This is a genomic window from Sodalis ligni, assembly GCF_016865525.2.
Taxonomy (GTDB): Bacteria; Pseudomonadota; Gammaproteobacteria; order Enterobacterales; family Enterobacteriaceae; genus Acerihabitans; species Acerihabitans ligni.
Genome location: NZ_CP075169.1, coordinates 6,231,367 through 6,248,991, shown reverse-complemented (window position 1 = coordinate 6,248,991; position 17,625 = coordinate 6,231,367). Strand labels below are relative to the sequence as shown.

Sequence of the window (17,625 nt, the reverse complement as noted above, 5' to 3'; positions counted from 1 at the left end):
CCCTATGAGCGGTCCGCAATGAGTGACATTCTGGTGCCTTTGGAAAAAGTTCGTCTTCGTTTGGAAACTGTCCGTTCCTCATTGACGCCCACCGAGAGAAAACTGGCGGATTACATCCTATCCCACGCCGACAGCGCCATTCATTGCACTATTTCGGAATTGGCCGCGGCGGCTGAGGTCAGCGTCGCCACGGTGACCCGACTGGCGCAAAACAGCGGTTACAGTGGTTACTCACAGCTGCGCGTGTGGCTTGCCAAGGACCTGGTGTTGATTCCGCCGCCTGCATCGGGGGAGGATTTAAACGTCAGCGATGAGGTCGGCGTTATACGGGATAAGCTGGTGGCGGCCACCACTCAGTCCATGACCGATACCCAAAAAATGTTAAATATCGACGCGCTGCTGGCGGCGGCGCAGTCTATTGCCCAGGCCGGCAGGATTGATATTTACGGAATCGGGGGAAGCGCCACGGTCTGCATTGATATACGCCATAAATTCCTCAAGCTGGGGTTGCCGGTGGCATGTTATTCCGATAACGATCTGATGATGATTTCATCGGCGGGGTTAAAAAGCGGCGATCTGGCCATGGGTATCAGCCATACCGGCAGAAGCGAACCGGTGGTGGCGGCTATTAGCAGCGCCGCCCAGGCCGGAGCCAGGACGATGGCCATGACCCACGATCCCTTTTCACCCCTGGCTAGAATTGCCGACCTGACATTGACCTACTCGGCGAAAACCACGGTTTTTTCCAGTGATTCCATGACCGGCCGACTGTCCCAACTGATGATTACCGATATTCTCTATACCATTATCGGCTATTCGCACTTTGAACGTGTATCGCCTCTGGTGCATAAGGCGGATAGCCAGGCGATAAAGCGCAGGATCAATAGATAAAATCGCCATGGGACGGCGTTGTATCAATATCGCACATAGGGATGTGTCATTTTGTCCAATGCAAAGGCTAGCGATCAGGTTGCATATAAAAGGCAGCGCCTATTTATTGGGCTTCTTTTCGGTCTCCACCAAACGCGCCGGTGTTTCCGGCGTCAGTCCGCCACGCCTCCGTTGCCAGGTATTCTCGCCGTTTTTCGACCACTCTCCCGCGACGGCATTGCGGGCGAAATCTTGCCAGATATCATTCCAGTCTCCCATGGAATACCCATACCAGGGTGAACGCGGGGTGAGGGCGGGCAGACCGAGTTCCCGCCACAGCGTCTGCGCCCGTTCCATATATTCCCGCCCCGGCAGCGCGAGGGGCGCCATGGGATATTTAAGCGTCGCATCGATAAGCAGGGTGGAATCGGCGTGGGCCGGTCCCGATTTGGGCGAATGCCCGCCGGAACGGTAGGGCTCGATATGCACGTCTTCAATGGGATTACAGCGATAGGCCAGAGACCACATTACCGCGTCCGTATGTTCCGGTTCGATATCCTCGCTCACGGCGATAACCATTTTGCCGCTGTCGGCCTGCCGGGCGGCTGTGCCCTGCAGGCCCCGCCAGATTTCGCTTTTGGGCGTGTTATTGGCAAATTGGACAAAGATGATCGGCCGCAGATTGCTCAGCGGCTCATGCATCACCACCCGCAAAGCGCTTTTCAGGGACAGATGCTCGCGCAGGTGGTTCAGGAACAGAGGTTCCAGGGCCAGCTTTTTGATAACGCTGGATTCGCTGGGAGACACCTGGCTTATCATAGAGGCAAAAACGGCTGATCGCCGGTGCGTGATGGCGGTCACTTCCATGGACATATTGAAATCCTCCAGGGCGACATAGCCGTTGCTCTCGCCAAACGGCCCTTCCGGCTCAAGCAGGTCGGTATCGATTAGCCCTTCAATGACAATCTCAGCGTCGGCGGGGACTTCAAGGTCCACCGTCACACCCCGTGCGGTCCTTATTGCCGTGCCGGCCAGGGCGCCGGCCACCGACAGTTCATCCTGATCAATAGCCAGCTTTTCCGGGCCGGTATACATCACCACCGGAGCGGCGCCGATAACAATGGCGCAGGGCATCCGTTCTCCCCGATCGCGGTATTTGCACCAGTGTAGATAGCCGCCGGCGCCGCCGATGCGTGACGACATCCGCACCCCCAACCGGTTGGTGCTTTTCAGGGCGGCCCGATAGGTGCCGATATTGCGCACCCCGCTATCAGGATCGGCGGTAATGCACAGGGTTGCGGTGAGATACGGCGCGGCGTCAAAGCCCGGCGTTGAAACCGGTACCGGCAGCGCTGCCAGCCCGCCGCCGGGACGCTTGAGCTCGTCACCCGTGATGATGATTTCCTGGCAAGGCGGCGCAGTGACCGTAACCGGCGTGATGGGATTTTTGATGGCATTTAGCCAGTCGGCGCCGATATCTTCCAGAGTCCGGCCAATGCCCAGTCCATAAATACGCGGCGACGCGGCAAAGGCGCCCACCGCCACCGGCATGTCGTAGCGGCGGCCGGCGGCATCGACGACGTGGGTAAAAAGAAAAGCCCGGCGGTCGTCCTCGGCGATCCCGCCGATAAACTGGCAACGAACCAAAGGGTGCAGCTCGGTATCTTTATTGATGGGTCGATCGATGCGAACAAGCAGACCTTGGGCCTCAAGTTCCGCAAGGTGGCTCTGGAAATCGAGGCTCATCGTCTTGCTTACTGATTCTGCGCCATTCATATTGAAATGCTCTTTTAGGGGCAAGGGCACGGCTCTAAAACCCGGTGGCAATAGAGTCGCCGGCATTATACCGAGTCTGCATGCTGCAACGGAATTTTCCTGAACGCAATGCGTCGTTCCCGCTGATTTGTAAGCTGATGTCATTAGCCCGATGAAGCGCGGCAATGGCCTTGATTGGCAAATTTTTCAGCATACTTTACCTAAGTTCAGGCCTTCGCCATAACGGCGTTTCCCCGAGCGTTGGGGAAAGAACCATTACTCATTTCCTATATTGACGAAGTGGTTGACGGCAAACTCGAACTGAAAGCGGCAAGTATAGAAACCTGTGACGTTAATCGAGAAAATAAATCCGTCAATGCTGCATAGTGTTAAATAGATCGCAAAATAAATTTGTATAAGCTCACTCTATGACTAAACTTATTTAAGTAAGTGCGAATAAAATGCATAGTGTTGATTATATGCTAAAAGCATTTTAATTTATACCTTACCCTAACTTTTACGTATTATTTTGGAGTTAAAATGACTATATATCAAGAAGGTAAGAGAGCGTTTGCTCCAACAAAGGAAAAGGCGCCTGCAAAAGAGAAGCCGGCGGAAAAAGCAAAGGCATCCGGTAAGGATAAAAGTGATGATAAAAGGGCGATAAGTCAAAGGAAAAGGCAGCACCAAGAAATAATGACTTATAGACCACGCCTGGTACGGCATTCCAGCGGCTGATTAGATTTATCTTAATCAGCCCGTTTTTATGGCCGGCCGTTTTACCCCTTATACGCTTAGCCTTTTCCTGTATTAGTATCTTGGTGTTCCATACCCGCCATCAGTCTTAAACCTAATTCCAGGCCTACCTTTTAATATGGGCGGGTAAAGGTATGGGGATCATGGTGGAATAATTCAAATCCAAGCCGGGAACCGATGTCAAACGAGACGCGGCAAATTCTGACGCGGGCATGGCGGATTCGACAACGTCGGGAGCCGCTAGGGAACCCTTTATACTTGCCTTGCCATTATAAAATCTCATTCACATTCACTTACCGCGAGCCAAAAGCGTCCTTAATCGCCTCTATTACCACACGGACGCGCCCCGCAGACCAGACATCAGGATTGACCACCAGCCAGATATCGGCGGAGTCGCTGCGGGACGGCATCACGTTGACCAGTTCGGGGCAGCATCTTTCCACTATTTCTTGCGCCATCATACTGATCCCCATTCCTTGCCTGACCGCTTCAATCATCAGCAATTGCGAGGCGGTTTCCATAACGATATTGCCGTTGGTCAAGGGTTCGCCACACAATTCCTGCCAATACTGGGGCAGCACGTCACGGGGAAACATGACCAGCTCATGTCCCGCAAAGGCGCTGCCGGCTACCGGCAGGCCGTGCCTGGAAACATACTCCGCCGAGGCGTACAACCCCATCCGCACGGTGGCCAGCCGACGGATAATCAAGCTGCCGTCCGTCGGACGCGCGCTGCGCACCGCCAGGTCGGCTTCGCCGCGTTTAATATCCAACAGCGCGGGTGCGGTGGAGAGCGTTACGGTAATACCGGGAGACGACTGGCGCAATTCCCGCAGTGCCGGCAGTAAAAAACAGCGCGCCAACGTTTCCGTTGAGGCAATATGCACCGTGCCGGCCAAGGTTGTGTCCAAACCGATGGTTTTGCGCCCCATTGCCGCCGCGGCGGCTTCCATCTTTTCCGCTTCCGGCACCAATAACCTACCGGCGGCCGTCAGGCTATAACCCTCGGGATGGCGGGTAAACAGGCCGATGTTTAATTCCTGCTCCAGCGTGCGCAGGCGACGGGCAACGGTGGCCTGATCGACGCCGAGGCTGGCCGCCGCCGCACGCAGGCTGCCGGTGCGGGCGATAGCCAATAAATAACGCGTATTATCCCAGTTCATTTCTCCCCCGCTGCATTTTTGCCGCACCTGACCTGATTCTTGCTGCATTTTAAGCCCGCTGATTCCTCTTTACACTCATGGCAGACAAGGAAACAGAAGGAATAAACCATGAACGAAGCGAGAGTTATAGCTAACGGCGGCGAAACTCCCGCCCAAAGGAGGCAATTTGCCGTTTTGCTGGTGCTCTGCGCCGGCATGTTTATGGCGATTCTGGATGTTAATGTGATTAATATCGCTATCGCCAGCATACAGTCTGAGCTGCGAACGACGGTAGCGGGCATTACCTGGGCAGTGGACGCTTACAATCTGACGCTGACCGGCCTGATGCTGTCCGCCGGTGCGCTGGCCGATCGCCACGGCACCCGTCGTATATGGATGCTTGGCCTGCTGCTGTTTATCGGCGCGTCATTGGGGTGTGGTCTGGCCCATTCAATCGGCCAATTGATTATGCTGAGGCTGATCCAGGGCATGGGCGCGGCGTTATTTATTCCCGCATCCTTTGCGCTTATGCCTCTTATCTGGCTAGACAATGCGCTCCGGCAACGAAATATTGGCCTGTTTGGCGCCGTCGTTTCCCTTGCCGCCGCGGCGGGGCCAATATTGGGGGGTTTTCTGGTCAATTTTTTCGGCTGGCGCAGCGTTTTTTTGATCAATATTCCCATCGGTCTGTGCGGCCTGCTGGCGGCGTTTCGTCTGTTGCCCCGAGTTCACGGCGGCCGCGAGCGGGATTTTGATATGGCGGGACAAATGCTCGGTATAACGACGCTGACCGCGTTGAGTTATCTGCTGATAGAACTGCCTGCGCTGGGATGGGCCAGCAGCTTGATCGAACTTGCCGCAGGGATTTCCCTGGCGGGCGCGGCAGGCTTTATCATGGTGGAACGACGCGCCGTTTCTCCGCTGGTCCCGCAGTCCCTGTTTCAGGATGCCGGGTTTACCATCGCCAATCTCACCGGCATGATGATTAACGTATGTTACTTCGGCGGCATCTATGCCATGAGCCTGGAATTGCAGCACCATTTGCACCTTTCCCCTTTGCGTACGGGTATGGCGCTGCTGCCGTTGGCGCTTTGCCTGATGGCCGGCAATTTACTCTCCGGTCGGTTGATGGCGCATTGGGGGGGCAAAAAACAGATGATCACCGGATTAGCGCTAAGCGCCTGCGGCTATCTTGGCATGCTGTTTTTAGCAGATCACATCACCCCTTTGGTGATTATCGCTATGGCACTCTTGGCCGGAGGCGCCGCCTTTGTCGTGCCGCCGATGACATCCACCGTCTTGCACCGAGCGCCTTTAGCGATGGTGGCTTCCGCCTCTGCGGTACACACCACGCTGCGTCAGCTGGGGTCGCTGATGGGTATCGCCCTGACCGGCCTGGTATTTTCGCTTATCGTCTCGCCTTTGGCGATGCTGATGCTGGTTTCAGCGCTGGTTCATCTCCTGCTGGCGCTGGTGGTCTGGCGATGGCTCCCTGAAAAATGAAAAATCCGTACATGAACGAACAAGATGGCGGTTGGGAAAGAAAAGCTTTTTGTCCATCCGAGATTGTTACAGCTAATGGAACATAACGAACATCACTATGTTTCGTCTTTTGGTATCGACGGCCATTAACTGATATCCCTTGAAATGTTGGCTATGCAGTCGGTTTATGGCGTTATCTACACGCGCAACTTCTGCTCGTCACTCGAAAGGGCATGACACCGCAAACAGACCTGGCGGGTTGAAAAAAAAGGCCGGACCTGACAGCCCGACCGATTCACTTGCCCATCCATGGCACACAGCAAAAGAATGAAGCTGTAGAGTGCCATCCTGAGACTAAATGGTTCCTTAACTGTTTCTAATATTGCCAAAACAGACTTGCTCGCAACATAGAGGATGGACAGCCGCTGCCGGCACAATGGTCAGGTTCGACAGTCCTAGCCAGGACGCCATCAGGTGAAGCTCTCCCATAAGTCGTTCCACCGTACACTGCGGCGCACCGGGCTCGATATGTGCCCGCAGGACGAGCAGTGTGCCGGTTTTGCGATCCGCCTTCAGGTCCACGCGGGCGACGAGCGCGCCATCCAGCAGGAAGGGCAGTACGTAATAACCGTGCTCGCGCTTATGGGCGGGCGTGTAGATTTCAAGGCGATAGCGGAATCCGAATACCCTCTCGGTGCGCGGACGGTGCCATATAAGCGGGTCGAAGGGCGACAGAAGTGCCGCGCCCTCAAGCTTGCGACCGGCGCGGGCCTCTTTGTGTAAATAGGCCTGCTGCTGCCAGCCACGCACCCGCACCGGGATGAGGGTTCCCTCTTCCACCAACTGTTCGATGGGCAACCTTGCGTCCGGCGCGGGGATGCGATAGTAGTCACGCAGGTCATCCACCGTCGCGATGCCCAAGGCGCGCCCGGAGCGTTCGATAAGCGCCCGCCGGGCATCAACGCCGCTTGGCGTGGGGAGTTGCAGGATAGCCCGTGGCAACACCCGCTCGGGCAGATCGTAGACCCGCTCAAAGCTGCCCCTGCGGTGGGTTGAGGCAACCAGCCCGGCCCAGAACAGCCATTCCAGCGCATGCTTGGCGGCGCTCCATACCCACATGCCCTTTGCGGCTCGGCTGCCCGCTATATCGGATGCGGCCAGCGGACCCTCTGCCTCAATACGGGCAAGCAGGGCATCGGCCTCGCCCCGCTTCTCCCCGGCAAAGGGCTCGAGTTGCCGCCACACGCCCTGGCCGCGAAGCGCGCGGTTCATACGCCAGCGCAGCAGTGGTTGACAGTCAATGGGCAGCATGGACGCCTCATGTCCCCAATATTCGAAGAAGCGCTTGGGTTTGGCTGCCGACAGCGCGTCGAGGAGCGCCGGTTCGTAAGAGCCCAGGCGTGAGTAGAGCGGCATATAGTGCGCGCGCACTAGAATATTCACGCTGTCGATCTGAAGTAGACCGAGCTTTTCAACGCCCTTGCGCAGCTGAGCCGCGCCGACAGCCTCCAGGCGATGCAGCCCGTTGAAGCCCTGGGCCGTAAGCGCGACGCGACGTGCTTCCGCAACGGAGATTTCCGCCTTCAGAATGGCTCTCCCGTTACAATGGAGATAAGTGCGCGCAGGTTGGCGGGTCGGTTATCACATAGGTAGATTGGATAAGCTAAAGCCATCTTTTTCTCCGAAAAGCGCTGTCTTGGTATCAATGCGGGATCGTCGTTTGTAAAACGCTTCAACATTGAGCGGAGCGGCGGTTGCGGTAAAGGCACCGTAGCGTTTCATATTTAATACATTAGCTTGCATCATGTACAAGAGGAATTTTTATCAAGGCGTGGGTCGTTTGGAACCGGCAAGCACCGGTAGTCGATTGTTTTGATAGCAGCAGTACGATTGGGCAAATTTACTGACGGTCGAAGGCACTGAAAGTGAATGAACGGAAGCATCTGCTAAATAAAATTGTGCCGTGCCCGGTCGTAGATGAAACATTACTAAACTGCAGGCGCATCTGGCCTAGAAAATTTAAGCCAGATTTAACCAGACAGACACCTGTAAAAACATATAACGTTAAGATCAGGTTTAATCAGATACACATGCTTACGATTTAAAATATTAAATACGAGGCTTTAATACTTTATTTTTTGAAGACTTCGGCATTAACGGTTTTATGATCCGACTCGTGACCTGATCTATCGACAATAAGATAGAAGCAATCACGTGCTTTTACGTTGCCCGATGCCCAACATTTTTTATTTGCTTCTTTTGCCAGTTTTTTATGACCGATGGAAGGGGTGCCCGTCTGCGTAAGAGACACATCGCCTATTTTGGTGTAATTAGCGGACTCTTCACGGGTAATCTGCTTTGCCGCAAAAGTAGAGGCAGAAAACAGAACGGTTACAGCCAGTATGGAGATAATGTATTTCATTGCCTGACCTTATTTTTTATAGAAAATTTGCGGGGGGGGTTAAAATTATTTTACTCACCTCTTAAGGAATAGCTTAAATCCGTGAAAAGTCAATGTGAGCACGGTATTGCCGGTTTTTACAAGTCCGGGTCCAACCATTGCCAAATCGGCGTGGCTCATGGCATTGGCCTCACCCCCGCCACGTATCTTCCCGGCAAAAAATCGAGTTGCCGCAACACGCCTTGGTTGCGACGCGACGAGCGTCCGTTGCTTGGTAGATTCTATGGCGGAGACAAATTGCGGGATGGTAATCGGGGTTGCTATCGGGGTAGATCATCCCGAGTTAAACCAATGTCACGCAATTGTCGATCATTCATTCTGAGCAGTTCGATACGTGCTTTGCGACGCAGTTTCTTTTTGTATAAAAAAATACAAAATTTCGAATATAAAACAAATATTAGCCTGGGCCTTGAAGTAACCTTTTTTAATTTAGACGAAATAAGGTTTTTATTCTGACGTCTTTTTTTACTGGGCATTTTCCATATTCTTTTAATATGAAACTAGACGATACTTATGTATCGTCCTTGGTCCTCAATATAAAAATGGCATAATAACTTAACGTTTCAGCCATATTATTTTTCAATTTCCACCAATTGGTGGGATACATCAGCAGTCAAATCAAGGCCATAGATTTTCTTAAGTTCACCAATACGAGCAAGGCTTTGGTCGCCGAATGCGCACTTACCTTCAAAGGCGTGTAGTACGATACCTTCGACAAGATTTCCCAAGCTTATATCGTGATATTCGGCCAGACCCTTAAGTACTTTTAGAAGACGTTTTTCAATACGAAAACCGGATTGCACTCGTTCTACAGTATAAGGTTTTGAAACGTTTTCTTGGTTAACAGTCATTTATCGATCCTCTCTATGGGTTTTACCGCTTATTCAGCACTACGGCTGCATGCAGGAAAAGAATGATATATACAGTTGAGCGGGCCTTACATAGTTACCTTGTTACTAAGATAACACTGTAGGTTTGCTATGACAAGATCCATGTGCTTGAAGTTTTTTATACCTTACCGTTTTCTTTCAAAAAATCGGCAATGCATCTTGATGGTGGAGTGGAAACTATGGGTATGAGAATGACTGCGGCCTACCAGGAAGTATGGCAATGCTCTGCCAATACTTATATCGTCAACTCACGCTCGATCGGTGCATTGTGGATTGACAACCCAAGCAACTGAGCTGCATCGCGGCTATAGAGGGAGTATGACAGAGTGAAGGTCATGGTTGTTGACTACCGCAATCAGATTGCGCGCGCCCTCAAGATTGACGGCCCAGATTTTTTCAGGCTCGGGGAGGCGCAGGACGGCGGCAAGATGTACGACGGCGTCGACCCCTTTCACCGCCGCGGCCAGCAAGGCCGGATCGAGGATATCGCCCTGGACCGCCGTCACGCCTGGGGGAACGGTCTTACCGGCGCGGACCAGCGCGCGGCAGTTGATGCCCGCTGCCACAAGCCGGGGCAAAAGACGGCTGCCCACCAGACCGGTACCGCCGGTGACAAGAATAGTCATCATGATTTTTTTCCTTTCTGCAGTAGGTTATTCAGCCTTTCGGTGCCGGTGCTCAGCACACGCACGACGGTGGCAAGGTCGTCCTCGGGGATACCCTCGAAGGCGGTTTTCAGGATAAGGTCGATGGGGTTGGGCAGGACCTGCCACAAAGCCCGTCCGGCGGGCGTCATCGACAGCAGTTTCTGACGTTGGTCCGCAGGGTCTGTGGTCTGCTCCACCAGCGCTTTGCGCACCTGACTTGTTCATGGTATTAATTCGTTCATGATTCATGAACAATAAATATTCGTAATTTAATATGATTCTCTTGCTGCCGAAGAGTCGGCAGCCGGGATTTGCAGCCCGATGAGCTCCATGGCGAACGCGCGCCAGCGCAATCTTAATGTTACTCCATGGAGATTGTATTATGAATACCGCCATTCTCACCACCGAACTTCGTATTGCCCTGTATCGTCGCGTTGCCGCACTGGCTTACCAAAATTTCTGCTTATCCAAAGGGGGTGGGCCAGCCATTGGCGCTGGATGCGCTTGAAATCAAGATCGCTTGGCAAGTAGAAGCCGATCATATAATTGAATATGGTTTGGAACATGGCCCGGAATACGCCTGTGAATTTTTACGTGATTTGGTTGACCCTGATTTTCTTACCGAACCGCCACAGCTGACGGAATGGGGCATCGAAGCCATGGAATTGATTGTGAATAGCAGGATTGATGATATTCCTGAAAGCAAGGTGCTGCATTAAGCCAGGGCCTTGCTGGCCGAGCATATGCGTATTAATCATTTTCAATGTTGATGCTTTGCAGTCGGTAAAATACCGAGGAGCTCAAGGATGGATTCTGTTCGAGCTCCTTGATTAGGTCTCCGAGTGGGATAATCATTGTTTTAATAGCCGGATATCCCGGATATTCTCGGCATTGTAGTCGCGCTCTCGCACTTTGATTTGCCTAGGATAGGCCAAATCGTCGTAAATTCGGTAAATTGATTCCTTATCAAATTAGTCGGCACTACGTACAAATGGATGTTAAATATCTTGGGAGGTTTTGAGGAACGTTGAAAACGGAGAAACACTAACCATCCCCTATACGTGAAACCACTCTTTATTACAAAATTACAAGCAACTACAACTGTTAATAATTACTTTATTATCAGTGAATTATAACTTAAAATTCATATTTGATTACTTTAGAGGAGAATGCTAAAGTAATCATAATTGATTACAAGGATGTACTCATGTTCACCATTAGCCTTATCCGGGCGGCGCAAAAAGAGTTAGTCAAGCTGCCTGCCGGCCTGTATGCGGCGATGCTTGATTTGATGGAAGAATTAGGTGAAGCAGGAGTCTCTTTAAAAGAACCAAAAGTTAGAGATATAGGCAACGGCTTGAAAGAACTGCGTGCGAACGCGCAAGAGGGTATCGCCAGGGGCTTTTTTTTTTGAGGCTGACCGGCAAATTTATGTCGTGCATATCCTACACAAGAAGAGTCAAAAAACACCAAAAGCGGGATTGGAACTGGCAAAAGAACGCATGAATATGTTGAAGAGGATGCTTAAAAATGACAAATGAAGACTTCGATCTCGTCCCATTTGCTGAAGTTAAAGCCATTGCCTTGAAAAACCCGGATGTACAGGAAGCTTATAACGACATCCAAGTCAGAAAAGCGCTCGCCGCTCAGCTCAAGACAGCCCGCAAAGCTATGCACCTTACACAGCAATATATCGCCTTAAAGACCGGGATAAAAAAGCAGAATATCAGCCGAATTGAAAATGGTTTGGTATCGCCGAATTTCTCAACGCTGAATAAGTACGCAGCGGCCTTGGGTGGTTCTTTTGTTTTTCAATTAAATCATTTAACATGAATCTGCGTTGCAGGGATTGGTTTAAGCTAAGATCACAATCTTGTTAGCTACCCAGTTCATCGATCGGTCAGTGCCGCTATTGTGTGGCCGTGCCGTTGCATGATGATATCAAACTCAGCATCCCGTTAGGCATTCTTATAAGCCTCGAATTCCGCTTTGCTGATCACCACGGCAACGCTGCCATCCCGACGAGTGATTTCAACCGGTTCGCCGTTGACAGCGACATCCAGCACTACGGAGATATTAGCTCTGGCTTGAGTCGAGGTATAGGTCAGCATATCGTTTCTCCTAAGTTGTACATATTAAGTGTACACATCGTTTGTTCTCTTTTCATTCATCGGGATGAAAAACACAGCAGAGCTATCCACTGCGCCGGGCTTATCTGCTGCCATTTCGTTTAAAGGAAGCCAGACTGAAAGCGAAGTTGTCGCAGCAACGGCTTGGCGTTCTTCCCGGTATCGATGAAGCCACGGCCAGTGCGCGGATGAATCAGTATGAACGCGGTGTTCAGTAAGCGTATATCCAGCGCCGTATTGACTGTTATTCCGCAGTAAGATCCACATTCCAGGGTAGGAGTTCTGCCACCCGGTTTATCGGCCAGTCTGCCAGAACGCTGAGGACATGACGCAGATACGCTTCAGGATCGATGCCGTTGAGTTTGCACGTGCCGATCAGGCTATACAGCATCGCACCCCTGTCGCCACCATGATCTGAACCGAAGAAGAGGTAGTTCTTTCTGCCCAGGGTGACGGCTCTCAGGGTGCGCTCTGCCGCATTGTTGTCTATTTCCACCAGACCGTCTTCGCAGTAATAACACAAGGCATCCCATTGATTCAACGCGTAACCGAAGGCCTCGCCCAGCCGCGATTTTTTCGACAGCGTCAGCATCTTTTCTTGTATCCAGTCATGCAGTGAGACCAGCAACGGCTTGCTGCGCGCCTGCCGTGCCTTCAGTCGCTCCTCTGCCGCAAGTCCCCGGATTTCGGCTTCGATGATATACAGTTCACGGATACGCACCAGCGCTTCCTCCGCCGTGCCCGCACTTTTCGTTCGGATATACACGTCGTGGATTTTCTCCGGGCATGAGCCCAGCAGGCCGCTTCCTTGAGTGGGCCGCCTTCGCGTTCATCGCTGAACAACGGGTCATAGCCGGTATACGCATCCGCCTGCAGCACGCCATAGAAGTCACGAAGATGATGCTTGGGATGTTTTCCTGCCGGTCCGGCGAGTAGGCGAACCAGACCGCCGGCGGATCTGATGAACCGGCATTACGATCATCCCGGACGTAGGTCCATAGACGACCGGTTTTGGTCTTTTTCTTGCCTGGCGCCAGTACCGGCACCGGCGTGTCATCGGTATGAAGTTTGCCGGTGGCCATGACGTAGTGGTAAAGGGCTTCTTCCAGCGGCGCCATCAGACGGCAGCACGCATCCACCCAGTTCGCGAGCAGCGCCCGGCTCAGGTCCACACCGTGACGCGCCAGGATTTCCGTCTGGCGATACAGCGGCACATGCTCGGCATACTTCGAGGTCAGCACGCGGGCCAGCAGACCGGCACCGGCGATGCCCCGATCGATGGGGCGCGTTGGCGCTGGAGCTTCAACGATACAGTCGCACTTCACACAGGCTTTTTTCACCCGGACGGTACGGATAACTTTCAGGGCGCTGCGTATCAGCTCAAGCTGCTCCGCGCTCGTTTCACCCAGGTAGTCCCGGCGGCTGTCAAGGATGTTGGCACCCTTAGTCATTTTTTATGCTGCATTTTCCAGCGCTGTTTCCGGCTTATCCGGATTCAACATCACCACTTCGACACGTTGCCATTGGCGACAGTGTTTTGACCATCGTTCCGGGTTGGCCCTTTGGGCTGATTCATACAAGGCTTTTCGGTTTGCCAACAGGGCAATGTCATGCCCCTGATGGCGTTGTTCCGGCGTCACATAACCGATAGCGCTATGCCGGTGCTCTTCGTTGTACCATCGGCTAAAACACTCAACCCACTGTCTTGCCTCATTTAGGTCCAGGAAGCCCGATGACGGCCACGCTGGAACATATTTCAGCGTTCTGAACAGCGATTCTACATACGGATTGTCGTTGCTGACCCGCGGCCGGCTGTGCGAACCGGTGATCTGCAGTTCTTCCAGCTTTGCTTTCAGCGTTTGGGATTTCATCGGCGCCCCATTATCGGCGTGCAGCACCAAAGGTTGCCGGTAGCACTGTTCACGCAGCACGGTACGCTGCAGCAGGGCGGCGGCCTGGTCACCATTTTCTTCTTCGTGAACCTCGTAACCGACGATTTTCCGGCTAAAGATATCTTCTATCAGATACAGATAAAATACCGGCCACGGACTCGTGACGCGAGCCAGGTGATGTCCCATGTCCACACGTGGCGGGGCGCAAGCGCCTGATAGCTGGTCGGTTTATTGACCTTCAGCGGTGCCCGGCTACGCCCTCGATGATGCACCTGACCGTGGCGCCGCAGGATCCGGTAAAACGTCGATTCGCTGGCTAGATAGACCCCTGTGTCCGCCAGACGTGGCACGATTTGCGCTGGCGGCAAACTGGCATACTCCGGCTCGTGACACACGGCCAGTATTTGATGTTCTTCGGCGAGTGTCAGCTTATTGGCCGGTCGTGGGCGCACCGCCGAAGGCCGGCGGTCTTCGGCCTGCCCGTTCCAGCGCCGCCAGGTGCGCAGGCTGATGCCCACTTCTCGGCAGGCGGGGAGCAAGCGCGCACCGGCGCTCGTCGCCTCGCCTATCCACCGGATAAATTGCACTCGCTCGTTCGCTGGCGTCAGTCGTCCTCGTCTGCTATCCCGTAATAACCATTGAGCTTTTTTCGCAACACCAGCAACGCGGCCGCCTCCGCCAGGGCTTTTTCCTTTCGGGCCAGTTCTCGCTTCAGCCCTTTGATTTCTTTTTGGGCCTGTTTTTGCGACTGCCGGGTATCGGGTTGTGGCGTTTGAAGGAAGTCTTGTTTCCACTGGGCTATTTGTTCTGGATAAAGCCCTTTACGACGGCAATATTCGCCTAACTCGGCTTGACTGAGTGTGGCAGTTTCCACGATCACGGCAAAACGGGCTTCGGTCGACCATTGTTCGGTAGTTTTATTCGCTCCGGGCACGGGCTTTCCCTCCAATTTGGCCTGAATACGCCAGTTGTAAAGGGTAGCTTCCGATATTCCTTCTTGCTGTGCAAGTGCGCTAACAGTCATGTTGTGAGGAGGTAATAATTTGTCCAAAACAGCAGCTTTACGTTCAGGTGAATAACGTTTCATGTCAGGCTCCACTACCCCCAATTAGATTTTCAGTAGGGGATGCCATCTATCCTGACAGGGGGGGGTCCAGCCGACCGCCACATTCCGGGCAACAGATTTCTGTGGGCTCCAGACGGTTTATCTCACGGGGAAGAGATTCAGGAAGCGGGCGACGGTGCCGGGAGTGACGCAACTGGCGGGGAACCTGCGGGTCATCCACCCGGCCGGTGCGCCGGTCGCTGTCCTGTTCACTCTGCTCGAGTGCCGTTTGTGCGTTGTCAACCTCACGCAGCAGCTTTTCCGAGGAGGCACCGAACAGCATCCGACGCAACTTATCCAACTGCGCGCGCAGGCGTTCGTTTTTACGTTCTTCCTCTTCTACCTTTTCCTCCGCCCGCGTCAGCGCCTGGCGCAGGAAGGCCTCAGTCTCCTCAACGAGACTGAGTTGCTGGTCTTTTTGGTGAAGCTGCCGTTCCAGTTCAGCGATACGGGCGAGATAGTCCTGACTCATGCCCCCCTTTATAATGCAGCAGTGATTTTTTTACAACATTGTCAGTGAGTTAAGGCGTGTCGTTTTAGGCTGGCGCCAGTCCAGCTTGTCCAGTAGCATAGCCAGTTGAGACCGGGTGAGCGTGATTTTGCCGTCGCGAACCGTCGGCCAGACGAACTGACCCTGCTCCAGACGTTTAATGAACAGACACAGACCGTCCGCATCCGCCCAAAGGATTTTCACCATGTCGCCACGGCGGCCACGGAAGATGAACAGGTGGCCGCAAAAAGGGTTCTCATTGAGAGCCTGCTGTATCTGTTCACCGAGACCATTAAAGGACTTTCGCATGTCGGTCACGCCGGCAACCAGCCAGATTTGGGTTCCAGAGGGAGTGGGATCATCCTCGGCACTCCCGGTCAGTTCCCGAAGCACAACCGTCAACAGTTCCGGGAGAGATTTTCCAGCGTCATTTTGCCGGACCGGAACTCGATACAACAGGATGGAGCGCTGACTGCTGCGGGTAATGTTGCTCGGGAATGCCGGGTTTTATCAACAGCGGTGTCCGATGTCGGCAACTCGGGTATCACTTCAACCGGCAATAACGCCGGTTTTGATGGCGACGTCACCGTGGCCGGCAGGCGCCGGGATATACGACCTTCCTGCTGCCAAAGTCGTAACCATTTAAAGATAAGGTTACTGCCAACGCTATTCTCGCGGGCGATTTGGGAAACATTGGCACCAGGCTGGGATGCCAATTCAACCATGCGCAGTTTAAATTCATTGGAATAGACGTTACGGGGATCGTTACGCCAGTTCGCGAGATTATCCATGAATAGAGCTCTTTCTAAATGAGACGGAGCTCTAACCTACCCATCCTGGGGCCCATATAACAGACGGCGCTGGCTTTACGCTTACGGTGTTCATACCCCTGATTTTGACCTTGCCTGCCGGCTGCCGGCGGTGCTTGATATTCCCGCCTCTTATTTTTATACGGTTAAAGACGATCTCGCCGAAATGATCCTTAACTACCAAGCCGATAAGAAAAGTCGTCTAATCGGCCGCAATAGCGTTAATGCCAATCGCTTGGGGATGGATTCTTGTGGACGGGATAAAACGTAGCGGAAGAGGGCGACAAAATGCCCTGTAAACAGGGCATTTTTGTCGCGAGTATTAAGAGTGAACATCACTCGATATTCTGTATCTATTTATAAAATATATGTTATCTATATAGTTTTAAATGTTTTATGATAAAATAAACGAGTTTTGTACATCATTTGGTACAGTTTGAAATGGCTATCAGAGAAAGGAATCAATCACAGATGATCGATCTCATATCATAATTATTCTTAATGCATTACGTTAGGTATTGATCGAGACAAATCAAAAGGCATCACGTTTGACCCAGATTCAACTCTCTTCATACAGATGCGTGATTCGAGTAATTCTATGAGGTTTAGGTTCATTTATAGCAAAACCATCATCCGAATAAAATACAAAATTTGAACCGCAGCCAAATGAACTTTCAAATATAATCCCATCGCATTTACTAAAACCTTTTAAGAATTCACATAAAAACTGAGTTGGAATGTAATCTATGTTTGAGCTTTCGGGGCGTACGGGTTTAGCTAGTTCTCTAGACAAAGTTTCGATTAAATTTATTATACTGATAACATTGTTGTAGTGTCCTTCTTCAAACTTACATATAGAGACCTTTTTTCTTGGCTTTGTAAGGTCAATTAAGGAAACATCTTTAACTAAGTCGAATTCAGATATATATATTTTGCTTGTATTGTTAGGCCTAACCTCTGCAACACATGTCTCTTTATTATTAGCTAGATATAGATATGAAATTCCTATCGGATTTGCCCTTCCTGCTGATGCCGAGTTTTTAGGAGGCATTCCCATTTGATCTTTTGTAAGCGTTGTCTCATTTATACGTGCGCGATAAAATTTATCGCCTTCGCGATAATCAACCTTTAATTGCTCAATTATATCAAAAAATCGGCATCAAAACTATTTCCTTCATATCAAAAAAGAGGAAAATA

The 17,625-nt window shown here is 52.1% G+C and carries 16 protein-coding genes and 7 pseudogenes; 6 read left to right on the top strand and 17 right to left on the bottom strand.

The genetic code is table 11. From position 1 onward, the window contains the following. The first annotated feature begins 18 nt into the window (after positions 1-18). A complete protein-coding gene (locus GTU79_RS29040; protein WP_203524148.1) occupies positions 19-891 on the top strand; it encodes a MurR/RpiR family transcriptional regulator in 873 nt (290 codons plus the stop codon). A gap of 99 nt (positions 892-990) precedes the next feature. Here GTU79_RS29040 and GTU79_RS29035 read toward each other — a convergent pair whose 3' ends face one another. Then, positions 991-2,646 (bottom strand): UbiD family decarboxylase, encoded by a 1,656-nt coding sequence (locus tag GTU79_RS29035; RefSeq protein WP_203524147.1) that lies wholly within the window; start codon positions 2,644-2,646, stop codon positions 991-993. 1,028 nt (positions 2,647-3,674) lie between these two features. Then, entirely contained in the window at positions 3,675-4,592 is a 918-nt protein-coding gene (locus GTU79_RS29030; RefSeq protein WP_253073452.1) for a LysR family transcriptional regulator, read from the bottom strand. A gap of 60 nt (positions 4,593-4,652) precedes the next feature. On the opposite strand from GTU79_RS29030, the gene GTU79_RS29025 reads away from it, so the two are divergent. Then, a complete protein-coding gene (locus tag GTU79_RS29025; RefSeq protein ID WP_203524145.1) occupies positions 4,653-6,026 on the top strand; it encodes an MFS transporter in 1,374 nt (457 codons plus the stop codon). Between the two features lie 345 nt (positions 6,027-6,371). On the opposite strand, the gene GTU79_RS29020 is transcribed toward GTU79_RS29025, so the two are convergent. The 7 genes from GTU79_RS29020 to GTU79_RS28990 all read right to left on the bottom strand — a co-directional run bounded on the left by GTU79_RS29020 (position 6,372) and on the right by GTU79_RS28990 (position 10,200). Further along, on the bottom strand, positions 6,372-7,421 hold the full coding sequence (locus GTU79_RS29020) for a winged helix-turn-helix domain-containing protein (protein WP_253073451.1): 1,050 nt from the start codon (positions 7,419-7,421) through the stop codon (positions 6,372-6,374). A 225-nt stretch (positions 7,422-7,646) separates the two neighbouring features. Further along, the gene (locus tag GTU79_RS29015; protein WP_203524143.1) at positions 7,647-7,787 is read right to left on the bottom strand and encodes a hypothetical protein; all 141 of its coding nucleotides are present in this window, start codon (positions 7,785-7,787) and stop codon (positions 7,647-7,649) included. A 349-nt stretch (positions 7,788-8,136) separates the two neighbouring features. Further along, positions 8,137-8,427 carry a YdgH/BhsA/McbA family protein gene (locus GTU79_RS29010; RefSeq protein ID WP_132924233.1) on the bottom strand — a complete coding sequence of 97 codons (291 nt, stop codon included), beginning with the start codon at positions 8,425-8,427 and terminating at the stop codon, positions 8,137-8,139. 299 nt (positions 8,428-8,726) lie between these two features. Continuing rightward, positions 8,727-8,783: a YjiS-like domain-containing protein gene (locus tag GTU79_RS30930; protein WP_253073708.1), complete on the bottom strand. Its 57-nt coding sequence runs from the start codon at positions 8,781-8,783 to the stop codon at positions 8,727-8,729. Positions 8,784-9,038: 255 nt separating this feature from the next. After that, positions 9,039-9,317 (bottom strand): hypothetical protein, encoded by a 279-nt coding sequence (locus tag GTU79_RS29000; RefSeq protein WP_132924235.1) that lies wholly within the window; start codon positions 9,315-9,317, stop codon positions 9,039-9,041. A 344-nt stretch (positions 9,318-9,661) separates the two neighbouring features. Then, positions 9,662-9,985 carry an NAD-dependent epimerase/dehydratase family protein gene (locus tag GTU79_RS28995; protein WP_203524141.1) on the bottom strand — a complete coding sequence of 108 codons (324 nt, stop codon included), beginning with the start codon at positions 9,983-9,985 and terminating at the stop codon, positions 9,662-9,664. Further along, positions 9,982-10,200 (bottom strand): MarR family winged helix-turn-helix transcriptional regulator, encoded by a 219-nt coding sequence (locus GTU79_RS28990; protein ID WP_203524140.1) that lies wholly within the window; start codon positions 10,198-10,200, stop codon positions 9,982-9,984. Before GTU79_RS28990 ends, GTU79_RS28995 begins: the two co-directional genes overlap by 4 nt. A gap of 219 nt (positions 10,201-10,419) precedes the next feature. On the opposite strand from GTU79_RS28990, the gene GTU79_RS28985 reads away from it, so the two are divergent. The 3 genes and pseudogenes from GTU79_RS28985 (at position 10,420) to GTU79_RS28975 (ending at position 11,836) form a co-directional block, all read left to right on the top strand. Further along, positions 10,420-10,722, top strand: a complete 303-nt coding sequence (locus GTU79_RS28985) for a hypothetical protein (RefSeq protein WP_203524139.1) — start codon at positions 10,420-10,422, stop codon at positions 10,720-10,722. 488 nt (positions 10,723-11,210) lie between these two features. After that, positions 11,211-11,544 (top strand): annotated as a pseudogene (locus GTU79_RS28980) (type II toxin-antitoxin system RelE/ParE family toxin). Continuing rightward, complete coding sequence (locus GTU79_RS28975; RefSeq protein WP_203524138.1) at positions 11,534-11,836, top strand: helix-turn-helix domain-containing protein; 303 nt, start codon at positions 11,534-11,536, stop codon at positions 11,834-11,836. Before GTU79_RS28980 ends, GTU79_RS28975 begins: the two are co-directional and overlap by 11 nt. A 56-nt stretch (positions 11,837-11,892) precedes the next feature. Here the strand turns inward: GTU79_RS28975 and GTU79_RS28970 are convergent. Next, positions 11,893-12,114, bottom strand: a pseudogene (locus GTU79_RS28970) (type II toxin-antitoxin system Phd/YefM family antitoxin). A 104-nt stretch (positions 12,115-12,218) separates the two neighbouring features. Here GTU79_RS28970 and GTU79_RS30925 point away from each other — a divergent pair. Then, positions 12,219-12,344 (top strand): annotated as a pseudogene (locus tag GTU79_RS30925) (transcriptional regulator); the annotation flags it as partial. A 32-nt stretch (positions 12,345-12,376) separates the two neighbouring features. Here the strand turns inward: GTU79_RS30925 and GTU79_RS31760 are convergent. From GTU79_RS31760 to GTU79_RS28940, 7 genes and pseudogenes are all read right to left on the bottom strand, one after another. Continuing rightward, positions 12,377-12,523 (bottom strand): transposase domain-containing protein, encoded by a 147-nt coding sequence (locus GTU79_RS31760; protein ID WP_420854215.1) that lies wholly within the window; start codon positions 12,521-12,523, stop codon positions 12,377-12,379. Positions 12,524-12,592: 69 nt separating this feature from the next. Then, positions 12,593-13,583 (bottom strand): annotated as a pseudogene (tnpC, locus tag GTU79_RS28965) (IS66 family transposase); the annotation flags it as partial. A 3-nt stretch (positions 13,584-13,586) separates the two neighbouring features. Continuing rightward, positions 13,587-15,111 (bottom strand): annotated as a pseudogene (locus GTU79_RS28960) (IS3 family transposase). A gap of 64 nt (positions 15,112-15,175) precedes the next feature. Further along, positions 15,176-15,601, bottom strand: a pseudogene (locus GTU79_RS28955) (transposase domain-containing protein); the annotation flags it as partial. Between the two features lie 30 nt (positions 15,602-15,631). Continuing rightward, positions 15,632-15,928 (bottom strand): IS66 family insertion sequence element accessory protein TnpB, encoded by a 297-nt coding sequence (gene tnpB / locus GTU79_RS28950; protein ID WP_214514198.1) that lies wholly within the window; start codon positions 15,926-15,928, stop codon positions 15,632-15,634. Positions 15,929-15,982: 54 nt separating this feature from the next. Then, positions 15,983-16,410 (bottom strand): annotated as a pseudogene (locus GTU79_RS28945) (transposase); the annotation flags it as partial. A 577-nt stretch (positions 16,411-16,987) separates the two neighbouring features. Next, complete coding sequence (locus GTU79_RS28940; protein WP_253073450.1) at positions 16,988-17,485, bottom strand: RES family NAD+ phosphorylase; 498 nt, start codon at positions 17,483-17,485, stop codon at positions 16,988-16,990. Between the last annotated feature and the right edge of the window lie 140 nt (positions 17,486-17,625).